A 16,776-nucleotide genomic window follows, 5' to 3' on the forward strand; every position below is an offset into this window, starting at 1 on the left:
ATTGAGTTAACCGTTTGATTTTCGCGTCCCTTCGTCTCTATTCCTTCAGTTGTGGCACCACGGATAGCCGCCATCCCGTATCACTTCACGGCCCATCAGGCTGTAGACATCGCTTTTGCGCGTCAGCCGCTCATGCCACCAGTTAAACCCGGCGCCCTTGCTGGCCGGGTGCCACGCCAGCCAAATCATTTCGTCGCCCTTTTGCATTTCCACCGGCACCGTCACCAGTTCGCCGCTGGCCAATTCCTTTTCGATCAAAGCAGGCGGCAGAAAAGCGTGGCCGATGCCGCGTTTGAGCAGCGCCAGGTTGCTTTCCACGTCGCATACCACCAACTGACGCTGCAAGGGCAGCGTGCCGTGATTGCGCTTGGGCAGCTCGTGGCTGCTGTCGGCGATCACCACCACGATGTCGTTCAACCGCTGTTTCTTGCACACCGGTTTTCTCTGCGCCGCGAACGGGTGCGAAGGCGACACGCATAGCACAAAGTTGAGCTTGCCGAGCATCAGGGTTTTGGCCTGTACGCTGTCGGGAATTTGGCCGATGGCGATGATCAGATCCGCCCGGTTGTTCTTCAGCGCATCCCAGGTACCGTTCAACGCTTCCCGCTGCACCGAGATACTGGCGTTCGGGCAATGCTGAATATAGTCGCGGATATCCTGCGTCAGGGTTTCCAACGGGAAGAAGGTGTCTACCGCCAAGCGGATATTATTGTCCAGCTTGGGGATGTTGCGCACCCGGCTTTCCAGATCCTGCACCGCATTTAATATCCAGCTGCCCTCCTGCAGGAGAAACTCCCCTTCATCCGTCAGGGTAATCATGGGGCCATTGCGATGAAAAAGTTTCACGCAGAGTTTGCTTTCAATATTGGAAACCCGATAAGAAATCGCCGAAGGCGTTTTATGCAGCGCCTCCGCCGCCATAGAGAAAGATCCGGTGCTCTTGATGGTGCTGATTATTTTAATCGCGTCCAGGGATAATCTAGTCATACAAATTCCTCTTTAAAATAAAATAAGAAAAATGACACTAAATTCCCAAGGTGGTGGCGCACAAAAATCGATCAAATCGAACAAGGGTACTCATAGCAACAAGCAATATACTTCATAAATGAGAGCGCTATCTTAAATACTATTCATCACGACCTGATATAAAATTCATCATAGCGCCCTACTTTTACACAGCGACAGTTAAATAAATTCAGCCTAACGATCAAAGATCGTCATCATAATAATTTTCGTTAATAGCCGTTAAAACATTCCGCTCTATCGCATGACCAGAATGATAAAAATAAAACAAGCCGACAAGAAGGGTTATTTCCAATTGCGTTATTACTCTCTCATTTTGTCGGTGAAATACGCTCAACTTACAACATTATTTCAGTCAGGAGTGACTTATGAACAAAACTTCCCGTACCCTGCTCTCTCTGGGCCTGCTGAGCGCGGCCATGTTCGGCGTTTCGCAACAGGCGAATGCTCACGGTTATGTCGAGTCGCCGGCCAGCCGCGCCTACCAGTGCAAACTGCAGCTCAACACGCAGTGCGGCAGCGTGCAGTACGAACCGCAGAGCGTCGAAGGCCTGAAAGGCTTCCCGCAGGCCGGTCCGGCTGACGGCCACATCGCCAGCGCCGACAAGTCCACCTTCTTCGAACTGGATCAGCAAACGCCGACGCGCTGGAACAAGCTCAACCTGAAAACCGGCCCGAACTCCTTTACCTGGAAGCTGACCGCGCGTCACAGCACCACCAGCTGGCGCTATTTCATCACCAAGCCGAACTGGGACGCTTCGCAGCCGCTGACCCGCGCTTCCTTTGACCTGACGCCGTTCTGCCAGTTCAACGACGGCGGTGCCATCCCTGCCGCGCAGGTCACCCACCAGTGCAACATACCGGCAGATCGCAGCGGTTCGCACGTGATCCTTGCCGTGTGGGACATAGCCGACACCGCCAACGCCTTCTATCAGGCGATCGACGTCAACCTGAGCAAATAATCGGTCAAATGAGGAGATCGTTGAGGGTTCAGCCTGGCGCTGAACCCTTTATTTTTGCAGGTGCCGCTATTGCGACATGTTGAGGATAGTGCGCACATTGAGCGCGCTGGTGGCGATAATGTCGATGGCACCGGTACGCAAAGCGCCCAAAATCGCCAACGCCTTGGTATTCTCGGAAGCAATGGCGATCACACAAGGGATTTTGCGCAGCTCATCGATGCTTAGCCCGATCACTCTGTCATTCATTACCGTGTCGACATGCTGCCCCTGGGCATTGAAAAAGTCATAGCCGGCGATGTCGCCGATCACGCCCTGATTAAGGCTGGCGTCGATAATCTCGTGCGGCGTGAACCATCCCAATTTCACCATATAGCTGTTTTCATTCATGTCGCCAATGCCGACTAACGCCACATCGGCCTTACGCGCGCGATCCAGGGTTTCCTTAATCGTGCCGTTCTGCATGAAGGCGTCTTTCAGCGCGCGATTTTCGACGTAGGCCGGCGCGTAAAGCGTCTCGCTGCTGCCGCCGAACTTCTTCGCCAAGCGCCGGCTGATATGGTCGGCATTGATCGCATCGCCCGGACGGTGAGTACCGCCGATGCCGCAGATGAACTTGCAGTTGCGCTCCGTCACGTTGCCGACGTGATCGGCAATCGCCGCCACGTTGCGTCCCTGGCCAACCGCCAACACCATATCGTCTTTCAGCGACATCGCCAGATAGTTGGACACCAGCGCCGCCACTTGCCGACGCTGTTCCTCTTCGTCCTGATGGTCGAGCGCGATCAGCGCGCGGCTGATGGGAAAACGTTCCATCATCTGCTGTTCCAGCCGGGTGCTGAATACCGGGTGATAACGCACGTTGATCTCGACGATGCCTTCTTCCTTGGCGCGCTTGAGCAAACGGCCGACTTTGATCCGTGAAATGCCGAATTTTTTGGCGATCTCTTCCTGCGTGATCTCATCCTGATAATAAGCAACGGCGATTTCGGTCAGCAGTTCGTTATCCTGGGACACAGTTTGTTTTTCCATCCGTTAGACGTTTCCCCACGGCAGGCCGGTTAATCATGGCGGAGGGACGATACACGCCCCTCCGACAATGCTGAATGCCCGCTAGTATAACGCGATCAGGCGGCAACGGTATTCAGTCGTTGCTCCACCTCGTCCGCCAATCGGGTCAAGAGCAGACAGCAAGATACCGCGCCGGCATCCAATACGCCGCGCGAACGCTCGCCCAGACGGCTGGCGCGGCCGATTTTCGCCACCAGCTCGCGCGTGGAATCGCGCCCGCGCGCCGCGGCGCTCCTCATCTGTTCCAGCGCAGCGGCGAAGTCGTCACCGCGCCCCGCCGCCTGCTCAAACGCCGCTACCGCCGGTATCAGCGTATCCATCAGACACTTGTCCCCCACGCCCGCGCTGCTGATGTCCTGCAGTTCGCGCAATCCGCCGTGCAACATCGCCAAAAATGCCTGCTTATCCAGCACGCTGCGCTCGCGCACGCTCTCCGCCATGCCCATGAACAGGCTGCCGTACAACGGCCCCATCGAACCGCCGATGCCCTCCATCAGCGCATCGGAAACCGCATCGAACGCCTGCGCCAGCGTGAGCGTGCGGCCGCGAATGGCATCGCCGCACATCGCGAATCCCTTCGACATGTTAATGCCGTGGTCACCGTCGCCGATGGCGCCGTCTATTTCGCTCAGGTATTCGCGGTTGCTGACAATGGTGTCTATCAGCCCCGTAACGATCTCACTGCCGTACCGGGTTGAAATTTGTTCCGTCATGATTCACTCCACCTGGGTTAAGCCTAAAGATTGCGCCGGCATGTCCAGCAGCGTTTTCAGTTCGTCATCCAGCGTCATCAGCGTCAGCGTCACGCCCATCATTTCCAGCGACGTGAAGTAATTGCCGACGTAGCGCCGATGCACCCGCACGCCTTTCGCCGTCAATCGGCGCTCTATTTCGGCATAATAGATATACAGCTCCATCACCGGCGTGGCGCCAAGCCCGGAGATCAGCAACGCCACCTCCTGCCCCTGTTCCAGCGGCATGTCGTTGAGCACGAAATCGAGCATGGTGCCGGCCATCGCCGACGCCGACTGGATCGGCGACACCTCAATGCCCGGTTCGCCATGATGGCCAATGCCGATCTCCATCTTGCCGTCTTCGATATGAAAATTGGGTTTGCCGACCGCGGGAATGGTACAGGAACTGAGGCCGACGCCGATCGAACGACACCGGTCGATGGCTTTTTGCGCCGCGCCGATCACGCCGTCCAGATCGTATCCCTTGGCCGCCGCCGCCGCGCCGACCTTCCACATCAGAATTTCGCCGGCCACGCCGCGCCGTTTATCGATCTCACTGGCTGGCGCCGAGGCGACATCATCGTTGGCCACCACGGTTTTCACCCGTATGCCGGCCGCCGTGGCCTTCTTGATCGCCATCTTGACGTTCATGTTGTCGCCGGCGTAGTTGCCGTACAGGCAAGCGACGCCCGCACCGCTGTCCGCCGCCTTGAAAGCGTCGAGAAAAGCCCCCGCCGTAGGCGATGAAAAAATCTCGCCAATCGCGACGGCATCCAGCATGTTTTTGCCGACATAGCCCAGGAACGCCGGCTCATGGCCGGAACCGCCGCCGGTGACGATGCCGACTTTGCCGGCGATCGGCGCCGGCGGATATTTCAACACCCGCGCATTGTCGGTGGCGGCGTAATAGTCCGGGTGGGCCAGCCTATAGCCCTGAATGGCGTCTTCCACTACGTGATCGGGATCGTTAATGATTCTGTTCATCGCGGCCTCTCTGTCGCCTGAATAAGAAATTATTGAATGGTGTAACCGCCGTCGACCACCAGGTTGGCGCCGGTGATCATCGCCGCCGCGTCGCCGGCCAAAAACAGGGCGCTGGCGGCGATATCTTGCGGCTCGGCGAAGCGCCGCAGCGGGATTTTCTGCTTCATCTGCTCAGCCACCTCGCCAGACCAGGCCTTACGGCCCAGCTCCGTCAAAACGACGGTGGGTGAAATGGCGTTGACCCGCACGTTGTGCGGCCCCCACTCCAGCGCCAGCACCTGAGTCAACCCGATCACGCCCGCTTTGCTGGCGCAATAGGCCAGGTGATTCGGCAATGCCACCACCCCGGCCTGCGAGGCGAGATTGATGATGCTGCCGCCGCGCTGACTAATGAAACGGCGCCCTACCGCCTGGCAGGTAAGAAACACGCCTTTCAGATTGACCGCCAGGGTTGCATCCCACGCCGTTTCCGGCAGTTCCTCAGCAGGATGCAGCGCGACGATGCCGGCGCTGTTGACCAGCACGTCCAGCCGCCCGAAATGCGCCTCAATCTGCGCCACCGCCCGCTCCACCGACGCGGCATCGGTGACGTCGGCCACGACGCCCAACGCCGCCTCGGCGTCCAGCTGTCGCGCCACTTCCGCAACCTGTGGCGCCCGATCGAGCAGCGCCACGCACGCGCCGTTTTGCAGATAGCGTTCGGCGATAGCGAGGCCGATCCCCGCAGCGCCGCCGGTAATCAGCGCCACCTTGCCCTGCAGCGAGAGCTCGCGCGGCGCCGTAGTTTGATGATTAATCATATATTTCCCCTTAAAACTGTGAACTTCACCCTCGGTCAGGATATTTTCGCCAAACTCGCGCCGCGTTCTTCCTGCGCCGTCGCGCTTTCCTTCGGCAGCGTGACAAATTTCATCAGCACGCCGCTGAACAGGTACAAGCCGGTAAAGATCCAGATCACGCCAACGGTGCCGAGACTGCCGATAAACAGCCCCACCACCGCCGGGCCGACAAAGGTGCTCAGGCCGGCGCCCAGATTGAGAATCGACATCGCCGCGCCCTTATTGTCCGGCGCCAGCGACGGCATGATGGCCGACAGCGGCACGAACGCCGCCAGGCAGGCGCCGAACAAACCGGCGGCACAAACGGTCAGCAGGTAGTTGGCGCCAAAGAATTGCGGCACGTAGTAGAACATCAGCGTGGTCAAGGCGCAGCCGACGCAGCCGAACCACATCACCACATTGCGCCAGCCGAGACCGTCGCTGATCACACCGAAAATCAGGTTGAAAATGATGTTGACCGTCCACAGCGCGGCGTACATCTGCAGCCAATGCGTGCGGGTGAACCCCATATCCATCATGTACATGGGCATGAATACGACGAAGCCGTAAGCCGCAGAGGTATTAATGGTGCGCACGATGCCGCCCAGGCCGATCTTCGGGTTTTCAAACGCGATGGTGATGCCTTTCAAGACGTAACCCAGCGACGCTTTTTCCCGGTTGCCGCTCTGTACCGCGCCGTCGTCGCGATTGAGCATCAGCGCAATCACCGCGCCCAGCACGACGAAAATCAGCGCGCTCCACAGCGTGTGGATCTCGCCGAGATAAGGCAGCATGATGCTGGAATACAGCACGCCCAGCACGCTGAGCCCGCCGCTGTAGACGAACCAGAAAATCCCCACCGCCGACCCCAGCCTTTCCGGCGGCGCCTCATACGCCACCCACACCAGAAAACCGTAGGCAAATAGCGGATAGCCCAAGCCGCGCAGCGCATAGGTCGGCACCATGATCGCCAGGTTGTTGCTCGGCAGGCCGAACGTCAAAAAGCACACCGAACCGAACAAGAACAGCAGCAGGCCGGCCAACATCACCCGACGGGCGGTAAAGATTTCCGCCAGCACACCGGAAAACCAGGCGGCGATCGCGGCCGCAAAGCCATAAACGCTGAACAGCAGCGCCGATTCCTGAATGCTCAGCCCTTTGCCAATCAAATAAGGCGACAGCCATCCTTGTTCCAGCCCTTCGCCCATCATGAACACCAACACGCCGGCATAGCCCAGCAGCAGTTTCGGTGACAGACCAATGCGATGAATCAGTCCATGCAACATAGAACACCCCAGCACATGTGATTATGGAGGCGCAGGCTCGCCCGCACCCGAAGAACGATGCAGGTTTCAGAGGTTTGGATTAAGCACCACTTTGATTGAACCGATGCCGCGCTTCATCAGCTCGAAGCCCTCGGCGAACTGTTCCAGCGGCAGCGTATGCGTCACCACGCCTTCGGTCGGCAGATCGCCATTGGCGATGCCTTCGATCACCAGCGGGTAGCAGTAAGGGCCGAGGTGCGAACCGAGCACGTCCAGCTCCTTGCGGTCGCTGATGATGCTCCAGTCGACGGTCACCGGATCCTTGAACACGGAAAATTCGACGAAGGTGCCGAGTTTGCGGATCAGCGTCAGGCCCTGTTCCACGGACTTTTGGGCGCCGGTCGCCTCGATGTAGATGTCGCAGCCGTAGCCGTCGGTCATCGCTTTAACCGCCGCGGGCACGTCGTCACGGGTCGGGTTCAGCGTCACATCCGCGCCGAAGCGCTTCGCCAGCGCCAGACGCTCGTCGGACAGATCCAGCACCACCAGCTTCGAGGGCCCGGACTTTTTGATCGCCCCGATCATGCCCAGCCCCAGGGTGCCGGCGCCGGCCAGCACCACGACATCGCCCAGTTTGATATTGGCGCGTTGCACCGCATGGAAGGAGCAAGCATAGGGTTCGATCAGAATGGCTTTTTCGATCGGCAAGTCGGCCGGCACGTGATAGTTAATCGCCTCTTTGGTGAACTTCATGTACTCGGCCATGCCGCCATTGACGTTTTTCTGGAAACCGTACAGGTCATGCTTTTCGCACATCCAATACTGACCGCGGTTGCAGAAGCGGCATTGCCAGCAGGGAACGATTTGTTCTGATATCACGCGATCGCCGAGATTGAAGCCCTCGACGCCTTCGCCGTATCCCACCACGTGGCCGATAAATTCATGCCCGGGGATCATCGGCGCCTTGATGTATGCCGGTTGTTTTTCATCGCCCCAGAAGCTGGGCGCCCCTTCGAACGCTTTAACATCGCCGGCGCAGATGCCGCAGGCCTCGATCTTCACCAGGATCTCTTTCGGGCCAATCTTCGGTACCGGCACCTGTTCCAGGCGGTAATCTTTCGGGGCGTACGCCACAACCGCCTTCATGATCTCGGGGATACCGGCCGCCATTTTCGCCTCTGTCATGCAGGTCTGACACATAGCACTCTCCTCTGGTAGGGGAACTTATTTTGATCATTAACACACACAAAGAACAAATGAACACTAACGCCACGCGTTCAATTTGCCCACAGTGAACTTATCAAAGTGTGATATCGCTCAAAAACCCGTCTACATGAGGATGAATAACGATTAAAACCTCTTTTTTAGTGACGAAAGTCACCTTTTACAGGCGCAAACAGAAAACACGACAAAAAACAAAAGAACACAGATTGAACATTTGATTAAACAGAGATACGGTAATGAACGTGGCGCCACCGAGGATCGCCGCCCTTTTCGTTACCAATCAGGAGACCGCTATGCTGCCTATCGCCATCGGCGCCGACGATGCCGCCATTGAATTGAAGGATCTGATCGTCGCCCACCTGCAACAACGGGACATTCCCGTCATTGACTACACGACGGATCGCACCGCAGAAACGGGGATCTATCCCGATATCGCCTATCGCGTCGCACAGGCGATACGGGAGGAAAAACATCGGCGGGGCATCCTGCTGTGCGGCACCGGCATCGGTATGAGCATCGTGGCCAATAAAGTGCCCGGCATTCGCGCGGCGCAATGTCACGATACCTACTCCGCCCAACGGGCGCGCAAAAGCAATGATGCTCAGATCATCACGCTGGGCGCGCGGGTCATCGGTGCCGAGCTGGCGAAAACCATCGTCGATACCTGGCTGGAGTCGGAGTTTGAAGGGGGAGGTTCGGCGCCGAAAGTCGAGCGAATCGGCTATTACGAAAACGCGGTCGGACGGCGTTAAATCGCCTGCAGCCATGATGGCGGTCGTGCATAAGCCGCGCTCCGCCTGGGTTTACTCGGCATTCATTGTTATTATCCATCGCAACAATCAGAAAAAGCGCATTTTCATTCTCGACCCGATGATGCAGTGTGTTCCCCCTATGATGAAAAAGGTTCTCATTTCCCTACGTTGAGCTTGGTCAAGGAGCTTATCAATGAATCAATTAGACGCACTCAAGCAGCTGACCACGGTGGTCGCCGACAGCGGCGATATCGAATCCATCCGCCAGTTCGAACCCCAGGACGCCACCACCAACCCTTCGCTGATCCTGAAAGCCGCCGCGCTGCCGCAGTACAAAGCGCTGATCACCGAAGCGCTGGAGTATGCCCGCCGCCAGGGCGGCAGCAAGGAAACCCAGTTGATCAACGCCAGCGATAAACTGGCGGTCAACATCGGCGTCGAGATCCTCAAAAGCGTGCCGGGCCGCATCTCCACCGAAGTGGACGCCCGCCTGTCGTTCGACCGCGGCATGTGCGTCGCCAAAGCGCGCAAACTGATCGGCATGTATCAGGAACAGGGCATCGACAAATCGCGCATCCTGATCAAGCTGGCCTCCACCTGGGAAGGCATCAAAGCCGCCGAAGAGCTGGAAAAAGAAGGCATCAACACCAACCTGACGCTGCTGTTCTCCTTCGCACAGGCCCGCGCCTGCGCCGAAGCCGGCGTGTATCTGATCTCGCCGTTCGTCGGCCGCATCTATGACTGGTACCAGGCCAAACAGCCTGCCGCCGACTACAATGCCGATCAGGATCCGGGCGTGAAATCGGTGCGCACCATCTATGAATACTACAAGCGTCATCGTTACCAGACGGTGATCATGGGCGCCAGCTTCCGCAAAGTTGAGCAGATCCTGGCGCTGGCCGGCTGCGATCGCCTGACCATCGCGCCGAACCTGCTGGAGCAGCTGAAAAACAGCGAACAGCCGGTCGAGCGCAAGCTGACCCCGTCGACCGAGGGCTTCCACCAACCCGCTCCGCTGGCCGAAGCGGAATTCCGCTGGCTGCACAATCAGGACGCCATGGCGGTAGAAAAACTCGCCGAAGGCATCCGCCTGTTCGCCGTCGACCAGCAGAAGCTGGAAGACATGTTGGCCGCTCAACTGTAACCGCACTGGAGTTTCGTTATGTCTTCTCGTAAAGAGCTTGCCAACGCCATCCGCGCACTCAGCATGGACGCCGTACAAAAAGCAAATTCCGGCCACCCGGGGGCCCCTATGGGCATGGCGGACATCGCCGAAGTCCTGTGGCGTGACTACCTCAACCACAACCCGACTAACCCGCACTGGGCTGACCGCGACCGTTTCGTGCTCTCCAACGGCCACGGCTCCATGTTGATTTACAGCCTCCTGCACCTCACCGGCTACGACCTGCCGATGCGCGAGCTGGAGAACTTCCGTCAGCTGCATTCCAAAACCCCAGGGCACCCGGAGTACGGCTACACCCCAGGCGTTGAGACCACCACCGGCCCGCTGGGCCAGGGTATCGCCAACGCCGTCGGCTTCGCCATCGCCGAACGCACCCTGGCGGCGCAGTTCAACCGCCCTGGCCACGACATCGTTGACCACCACACCTACGCCTTCATGGGCGACGGCTGCATGATGGAAGGTATCTCGCACGAAGTCTGCTCCCTGGCCGGCACCCTCAAGCTCGGCAAGCTGACCGCCTTCTACGATGACAACGGCATCTCCATCGACGGCCACGTCGACGGCTGGTTCACCGACGACACCGCCCTGCGTTTCGAAGCCTACGGCTGGCACGTGGTGCGCAACGTTGACGGCCACAACCCGGACGCCATCAAGGCCGCGATTGAAGCAGCCCGCAAGGTGACCGACAAGCCGTCGCTGCTGATGTGCAAGACCGTTATCGGCTTCGGTTCGCCGAACAAGGCCGGCACCCATGACGTGCACGGTGCCGCGCTGGGCGCCGCCGAAGTGGCCGCCACCCGCGAAGCGCTGGGCTGGAAATACGCCGCCTTTGAAATCCCGCAGGACATCTACGCCCAGTGGGACGCCAAAGAAGCCGGTCAGGCCAAAGAAGCGGCCTGGAACGACAAGTTCGCCGCCTACGCCAAGGCCTTCCCGGAACTGGCTGCCGAGTTCAAGCGCCGCATGAACGGCGAGCTGCCGGCCGACTGGAAAGCCGACGCCAAAGCGTTCGTGGAAAAACTGCAGGCCAACCCGGCCAACATCGCCAGCCGCAAGGCGTCGCAGAACGCGCTGGAAGCGTTCGGCAAGGTGCTGCCGGAGTTCCTGGGCGGCTCTGCCGACCTGGCGCCGAGCAACCTGACCATGTGGTCCGGCTCGAAAGCGCTGAACGTTGACCCGGCGGGCAACTACATTCATTACGGCGTGCGCGAGTTCGGCATGACCGCCATCACCAACGGCATCGCGCTGCACGGCGGCTTCCTGCCGTACTCGGCGACCTTCCTGATGTTCGTGGAATACGCCCGCAACGCGGTGCGCATGGCGGCACTGATGAAGCTGCGCAACGTGTTCGTCTACACCCACGACTCCATCGGTCTGGGCGAAGACGGCCCGACCCACCAGCCGGTGGAGCAGCTGGCGAGCCTGCGCGTGACCCCGAACATGAGCACCTGGCGCCCGTGTGACCAGGTGGAATCGGCGGTGGCGTGGCAGTACGGTATCGAGCGCAACGACGGCCCGACCACCCTGGTGTTCTCGCGCCAGAACCTGACCCAGCAGCCGCGCAGCGCAGAGCAGCTGGCGAACGTGTACCGCGGCGGCTACGTGCTGAAAGACTGCGCGGGCACGCCGGACGTCATCCTGATTGCCACCGGCTCCGAAGTGGGTATCACGGTGGAAGCGGCGGACACGCTGACCGCAGCGGGCCGCAAGGTGCGCGTGGTGTCGATGCCGTCGACCGACGCGTTCGACAAGCAGGATGCGGCGTACCGCGAGTCGGTGCTGCCGGCGGCGGTAACGGCGCGCGTGGCGGTGGAAGCGGGTATCGCGGACTACTGGTACAAGTACGTGGGCCTGAACGGCGCCATCGTGGGCATGACCACCTTCGGTGAGTCGGCGCCGGCGGAGCAGCTGTTCGCCGAGTTCGGCTTCACCGTGGACAACGTGGTGGCCAAGGCGCAGGCGCTGCTGAAGTAAGCGGTCTGGCGCAAGCCGATAAAAAAGCCGGTCATCATGACCGGCTTTTTTTATTCCATTGACCCGTCCTGAATAGCGTTGACACATTTTACTCACGCACAGAGGAAAATGTGATGAACCAGTATATTAAACGCACACAACGCGATTACTCTCTATCCTTTAAACTGGCTGTCGTCGAACAGGTCGAAAAAGGCGAGATGACATACCGCCAGGCGCAAGATCGCTACGGTATCCAGGGCAGCCAGACTGTTATGAACTGGCTGCGCAAATACGGTCAACTTGACTGGCGAACTTCTCCTTCCACCAGAACGTGCGGAGACAACATGCCCAAACTCCCCCTGACGCCCGAACAGCGTATTAAAGAACTTGAGCAGCAACTGGCTGAATCTGAAGTCAAAGCCCAGTTCTTCGAAGCTGTCGTCAAAGTGATGAACACCGACTTTGGCGCCACGCTGACAAAAAAGCAGCTAACCGCCTTATCGCGCAAACACAAGTACCGGGACTCACAGTAACGCGGGCCTGCCGATGGATGGGCATCAGCCGACAAGCGTGGTATCAGTCCCTGCAGCGTGAAGCAGGCAAAGAGGAGCAGGCCCGGCATCTCGTCGAACAGGTGACGGCCATCCGCTTGCACCAACCCCGACTGGGGACACGTAAGCTGCATCACCTGTTGCGGCAACACCCCGAACCGGCGTTGCATGTGGGCCGTGACCGGTTGTTCAGTATCCTGCGCTGCGCGCGGTTACTGGTGATGCCTAAACGGGCATATCACAAGACGACGCACAGCCATCATCGTTTTTATCGCCATCCCAACCTGCTAAAAGCGGGAGACAATCAAGTAATAGCCAGCCGTCCGGAACAGGTATGGGTGGCGGATATCACCTACCTGCCGCTGAGAACGGGGACGGCGTATGTCAGCCTGGTAACGGATGCCTGGTCGAGAAAAATCGTGGGATATCTCGTGCATGACAGTCTGCATACCCGGCATGTCGCCTGCGCGTTCAAAATGGCACTGGCCGGCAGACGCACGGCGTTGCCGTTGGTACATCACTCGGACAGGGGTATCCAGTACTGCTCGCAGGAATATCAGGCGTTACATCAGCAGTATGGCGTCATCTGCTCGATGACGGACGGGTATGACTGTTATCAGAACGCGCTGGCGGAACGGATAAACGGGATACTCAAAACGGAATACCTGCTCGGCAGGCCAGAAGATATCGCGCAGGCAAGAAAGATGGTCAGGGAGTCGGTGAACCTCTACAACACGCGGCGGCCGCACTTGTCGCTGAAATACAAAACGCCCGATGAGGTTCATCGGGCGTTATCCGGTTGAAAAGTGTCAACCTATATCAGGACTAGTCACATCACCCGATGAATCTGCAAATACTGCAGCAGCATGATGGTCTTGCCGTCTTTAATCCGGCCGTCGGCGATCATCGCCACCGCGTCGCGAAACGGCAGTTCGATCACCTCAATATCTTCATCTTCAATGCCGCCGCCGGCCGCGCGCCGCTCATCATCATGGTATTCGGCGATAAAGAAGTGCACGATTTCGGTCACGCCGCCCGGCGACATGTAGGCTTCGAAGATTTTCTTCACCTCGCTGACCTGAAAACCGGTCTCCTCCACCGCTTCGCGGCGCGCGCATTGCTCCGGAGAGTCGGCGTCCAGCAGGCCGGCACAGGCCTCGAGCAGCATGCCGCTCTCGTTGCCGTTGACGTAGGTCGGCATGCGGAACTGATTGGTCAGCACCACCGTGCCCTTGGCGCGGTTGTACAGCAAAATGGTAGCGCCGTTGCCACGATCGTAGACCTCGCGCACCTGTTGCACCGAACCGCCGTTTTTGCGTTTCAGATCGAACGTGTACTTGTGCAGCACATACCAGTTGTCCGACAGCAGCTCTTTCTTCACATTCTCAATTTTCGACGACATAACCCTTTTCCCTTGCGTGACAACGTGCAGATCATACCGCGATTAGGCCGCGCCGCGGCAGACGATTTGCAACAAAAATCACATCGCCTCTCCGGGTAAACCAGGATTTAAAATACATCGTGGGCAGACGCAGACTCTGACAGACGAGTCAGGACGAATCGCATCCACAAAGGCAAATCATCAGTGGAAACCGGGCTGCGGCTGAAAATCGGTGGGCATTTCGCTATTCATTTGATTACACAACGACAATTGTTCCCGTTTTGTTGACAACTTGATACAAATCGCGGTGCAATTTAGTTGCAAAAGTTATAGTTTTGCTTTCGAATGAAAATGGCGAAGCGCCTCACCTGAGAGAAAAGGATTCCGTGATTGCTTGTTAAACGTTCCGTGACCGGCAGCCTGGCCAGAGCGCTGTTCGGCATCGTGATCCTGTCGGTGCTCGCCACCGGGTTGGCGTTGACGACCGTCGCCGGCAGCCAGAGCGATGCCGAGGCGATCAACATCGCCGGTTCGCTGCGCATGCAAAGCTACCGCTTGGCCTTTGACCTCGACCGGCAGAACCCGGAGCTGGAGCTGCACCTGCAGCAATACCGGCAATCTTTGCAGGCACCCGCGCTGCAAAAGCTGGCGCGTTTTTACGTCCCGGCCGAGGTACGCAACCACTATCTGGCGTTGCAACGAACATGGCAAACGATGGAGCAGCAGATCCGCGACGGGCAGGCGGCCGCCTACCGGGCAGAGGTTGCCGGCTACGTCAACCGCGTCGATCATTTCGTTTCCGCTCTACAGCGTTATTCAGAGTTGAAACTCACCCTGGTGGCCGCCATCAGCGTACTGGGCTACGCCGCCATCATCGGTCTGGTGCTGTTCTGCATCCGTTTTATGCGCCGCCAGGTGGTCACGCCGCTGCAGCATCTGGTCGACGCCAGCCAGCGCGTGCAACAGCGCGACTTTCGCCACCCGCAGCTGGACGTGGCGCTGCCGAACGAACTCGGCGTGCTGTCGCAAACCTTCAGCGCCATGTCGGACGAGCTGGCCCGGCTCTATCAGTCGCTGGAGCTGAAAGTGCAGGAAAAGACCCAGCGCCTGCAGCAGGCCAACGAAACGCTGGAGGTGCTGTATCGCTGCTCGCAGGCGCTGAGCGTGCGCCAGATCGATCAGCAGGCGTTTGAAAATGTGCTGCGCATCGTGCGCCAAAGTGAACGACTGCGCTGCATCCGGTTGAACGTGGCGGACGACCATGGCCAGTGGCAACTGAACGAAGGAGAGCCGGCGCCGGCGCAAGCCTGGAGCGCGCTGTCGATCACTCAAGGCGATAAACTGCTGGGCGAATTGCGTTGGCAGCCCGAGGCGCAGCCGCCGCATCCTCACCTGATGCAGAGCCTGGCCAATATGTTGGGCCGCGGCGTCTACTTCAACCGCGCGCAAAAGCAGCACCAATATCTGTTGCTGATGGAAGAGCGTGGGACCATCGCCCGCGAGCTGCACGATTCGCTGGCGCAGACGCTGTCGTTCCTGCGCATCCAGCTGACGCTGCTCCGGCGCGCCGCCGACGATCCGGCGGCGCAGACGATTATCGATGATTTCGATCGCACGCTGGCCGATGCCTATCGCCAGCTGAGAGAATTACTGGCCACCTTCCGCCTCAACATTCAGGAGGCGGACCTGAATGCCGCGCTGGAGCAACTGTTGCAGCCATTAAAGGCGCTAACCCCCGCGCGGATTCAGTTACACTGTCGGCTGCCCTCGCAGGCGCTCAACGCCCAACAGCAGGTGCACGCGCTGCAGATCGTGCGCGAAGCGGTACTCAATGCCGTCAAGCACGCCGGAGCGAACGAGATCGCGGTGTGTTGCGAGGTCAATGCCGCAGGCGACAACGTATTCAGCATTACCGACGACGGTTGCGGCATCGCCAGTCTGGAAGAACCGGAAGGGCATTACGGCTTGACCATCATGAGCGAACGCGCGGCGCGACTGGGAGGAACGCTGCGCATCCGGCGCAGAGGCGGCGGCGGCACGGCGGTCTGCCTGACATTCTCGCCCTGACCTTGCGGCTGTTCACTCGGCGTTACGGTTGCCGCCGGGCAGAAGGCCGCCCAGAGAGGTTTGCGGTGCAGAATGCCGCTATTTTTGAAGAGACAGTCCCACTGTGAAGCACGCCTCCGGGCGCGTTTGAGTGGCTTTACTTGCTACAGGGAGCATATTTCATGGTGATGAAGCAATACCGAGTCATGATCGTTGACGATCATCCGTTGATGCGGCGCGGCATCAAACAGCTGCTGGGACTGGATGCGCGATTTGGCGTGGTAGCGGAAGCCGGCAACGGCAGCGAGGCGGTTGCGCTGGCACTGCAGCACGCGCCGGACGTGATCTTGTTGGATCTGAACATGAAGGGCATGTCCGGGCTGGATACGCTGCGGGCCCTGCGCGACGAAGGCGTGGACGCGCGCATCATCGTGCTGACGGTCTCCGACGCGCGCAGCGATCTGTATGCGCTGATCGACGCCGGCGCCGACGGCTATCTGCTGAAAGACAGTGAACCGGAACAGCTGCTGGAACACATCAGCGCCGCCGCCGAAGGGCAGAACGTGATCAGCGACGCCATGGCCGACTATTTGCTGGCGCGCGGCGAGCAACGCGATCCCTTCGCCGCCTTGACCGAACGCGAACTGGACGTCTTGCAAGAGGTGGCGCGCGGCCTGTCCAACAAACAGGTGGCGGCGCAGCTGCATATTTCTGAAGAAACCGTGAAGGTGCACATCCGCAATATACTGCGCAAGCTGGACGTGCGTTCTCGCGTGGCGGCGACGGTGATGTACCTGGAGTACAAAAGCCACTGATCGCCCCGCCCCGGCCA

At 59.0% G+C, this 16,776-nt stretch carries 14 protein-coding genes and 1 pseudogene; 7 read left to right on the forward strand and 8 right to left on the reverse strand.

What is annotated here, in order from left to right; translation table 11 throughout:
• Positions 1-45 precede the first annotated feature (45 nt).
• On the reverse strand, positions 46-987 hold the full coding sequence (locus ACMGGW_RS16515) for a LysR family transcriptional regulator (RefSeq protein WP_043140385.1): 942 nt from the start codon (positions 985-987) through the stop codon (positions 46-48).
• Positions 988-1,391: 404 nt separating this feature from the next.
• Here ACMGGW_RS16515 and ACMGGW_RS16520 point away from each other — a divergent pair, with 404 nt between their 5' ends.
• Positions 1,392-1,985: a lytic polysaccharide monooxygenase gene (locus ACMGGW_RS16520; RefSeq protein ID WP_004936574.1), complete on the forward strand. Its 594-nt coding sequence runs from the start codon at positions 1,392-1,394 to the stop codon at positions 1,983-1,985.
• A 66-nt stretch (positions 1,986-2,051) separates the two neighbouring features.
• Here the strand turns inward: ACMGGW_RS16520 and ACMGGW_RS16525 are convergent, their stop codons facing one another.
• The 6 genes from ACMGGW_RS16525 to ACMGGW_RS16550 all read right to left on the reverse strand — a co-directional run bounded on the left by ACMGGW_RS16525 (position 2,052) and on the right by ACMGGW_RS16550 (position 8,054).
• Positions 2,052-3,014, reverse strand: coding sequence for a sugar-binding transcriptional regulator (locus tag ACMGGW_RS16525; protein WP_025303807.1), 963 nt, complete (start codon positions 3,012-3,014; stop codon positions 2,052-2,054).
• 95 nt (positions 3,015-3,109) lie between these two features.
• The gene (gene dhaL / locus ACMGGW_RS16530; protein WP_025303808.1) at positions 3,110-3,766 is read right to left on the reverse strand and encodes a dihydroxyacetone kinase subunit DhaL; all 657 of its coding nucleotides are present in this window, start codon (positions 3,764-3,766) and stop codon (positions 3,110-3,112) included.
• A gap of 3 nt (positions 3,767-3,769) precedes the next feature.
• Positions 3,770-4,771: a dihydroxyacetone kinase subunit DhaK gene (locus ACMGGW_RS16535; protein ID WP_015378693.1), complete on the reverse strand. Its 1,002-nt coding sequence runs from the start codon at positions 4,769-4,771 to the stop codon at positions 3,770-3,772.
• 29 nt (positions 4,772-4,800) lie between these two features.
• The gene (locus ACMGGW_RS16540) at positions 4,801-5,571 is read right to left on the reverse strand and encodes an SDR family oxidoreductase (RefSeq protein WP_025303809.1); all 771 of its coding nucleotides are present in this window, start codon (positions 5,569-5,571) and stop codon (positions 4,801-4,803) included.
• 35 nt (positions 5,572-5,606) lie between these two features.
• Positions 5,607-6,875, reverse strand: a complete 1,269-nt coding sequence (locus tag ACMGGW_RS16545; RefSeq protein WP_197832644.1) for an RbtT/DalT/CsbX family MFS transporter — start codon at positions 6,873-6,875, stop codon at positions 5,607-5,609.
• A 66-nt stretch (positions 6,876-6,941) separates the two neighbouring features.
• Positions 6,942-8,054, reverse strand: coding sequence for an MDR/zinc-dependent alcohol dehydrogenase-like family protein (locus ACMGGW_RS16550; RefSeq protein ID WP_025303811.1), 1,113 nt, complete (start codon positions 8,052-8,054; stop codon positions 6,942-6,944).
• A gap of 317 nt (positions 8,055-8,371) precedes the next feature.
• Between ACMGGW_RS16550 and rpiB the strand changes: the two genes are divergently transcribed.
• The 4 genes and pseudogenes from rpiB (at position 8,372) to ACMGGW_RS16570 (ending at position 13,346) form a co-directional block, all read left to right on the forward strand.
• Entirely contained in the window at positions 8,372-8,830 is a 459-nt protein-coding gene (gene rpiB, locus ACMGGW_RS16555; protein ID WP_149570116.1) for a ribose 5-phosphate isomerase B, read from the forward strand.
• Positions 8,831-9,023: 193 nt separating this feature from the next.
• The gene (gene tal, locus ACMGGW_RS16560; protein ID WP_197832643.1) at positions 9,024-9,974 is read left to right on the forward strand and encodes a transaldolase; all 951 of its coding nucleotides are present in this window, start codon (positions 9,024-9,026) and stop codon (positions 9,972-9,974) included.
• Positions 9,975-9,992: 18 nt separating this feature from the next.
• Complete coding sequence (tkt, locus tag ACMGGW_RS16565) at positions 9,993-11,987, forward strand: transketolase (RefSeq protein ID WP_323711732.1); 1,995 nt, start codon at positions 9,993-9,995, stop codon at positions 11,985-11,987.
• Between the two features lie 113 nt (positions 11,988-12,100).
• Positions 12,101-13,346 (forward strand): annotated as a pseudogene (locus ACMGGW_RS16570) (IS3 family transposase).
• Here ACMGGW_RS16570 and nudK read toward each other — a convergent pair.
• Positions 13,347-13,919: a GDP-mannose pyrophosphatase NudK gene (gene nudK, locus ACMGGW_RS16575; RefSeq protein WP_197824414.1), complete on the reverse strand. Its 573-nt coding sequence runs from the start codon at positions 13,917-13,919 to the stop codon at positions 13,347-13,349.
• A 369-nt stretch (positions 13,920-14,288) separates the two neighbouring features.
• Here nudK and narQ point away from each other — a divergent pair, with 369 nt between their 5' ends.
• On the forward strand, positions 14,289-15,965 hold the full coding sequence (gene narQ / locus ACMGGW_RS16580; protein ID WP_025303815.1) for a nitrate/nitrite two-component system sensor histidine kinase NarQ: 1,677 nt from the start codon (positions 14,289-14,291) through the stop codon (positions 15,963-15,965).
• 161 nt (positions 15,966-16,126) lie between these two features.
• Positions 16,127-16,759 carry a response regulator gene (locus ACMGGW_RS16585; RefSeq protein WP_025303816.1) on the forward strand — a complete coding sequence of 211 codons (633 nt, stop codon included), beginning with the start codon at positions 16,127-16,129 and terminating at the stop codon, positions 16,757-16,759.
• The last annotated feature ends 17 nt before the right edge of the window (positions 16,760-16,776 follow it).

Source organism: Serratia sp. BNK-4, from assembly GCF_048685115.1.
Taxonomy (GTDB): domain Bacteria; phylum Pseudomonadota; class Gammaproteobacteria; order Enterobacterales; family Enterobacteriaceae; genus Serratia; species Serratia bockelmannii.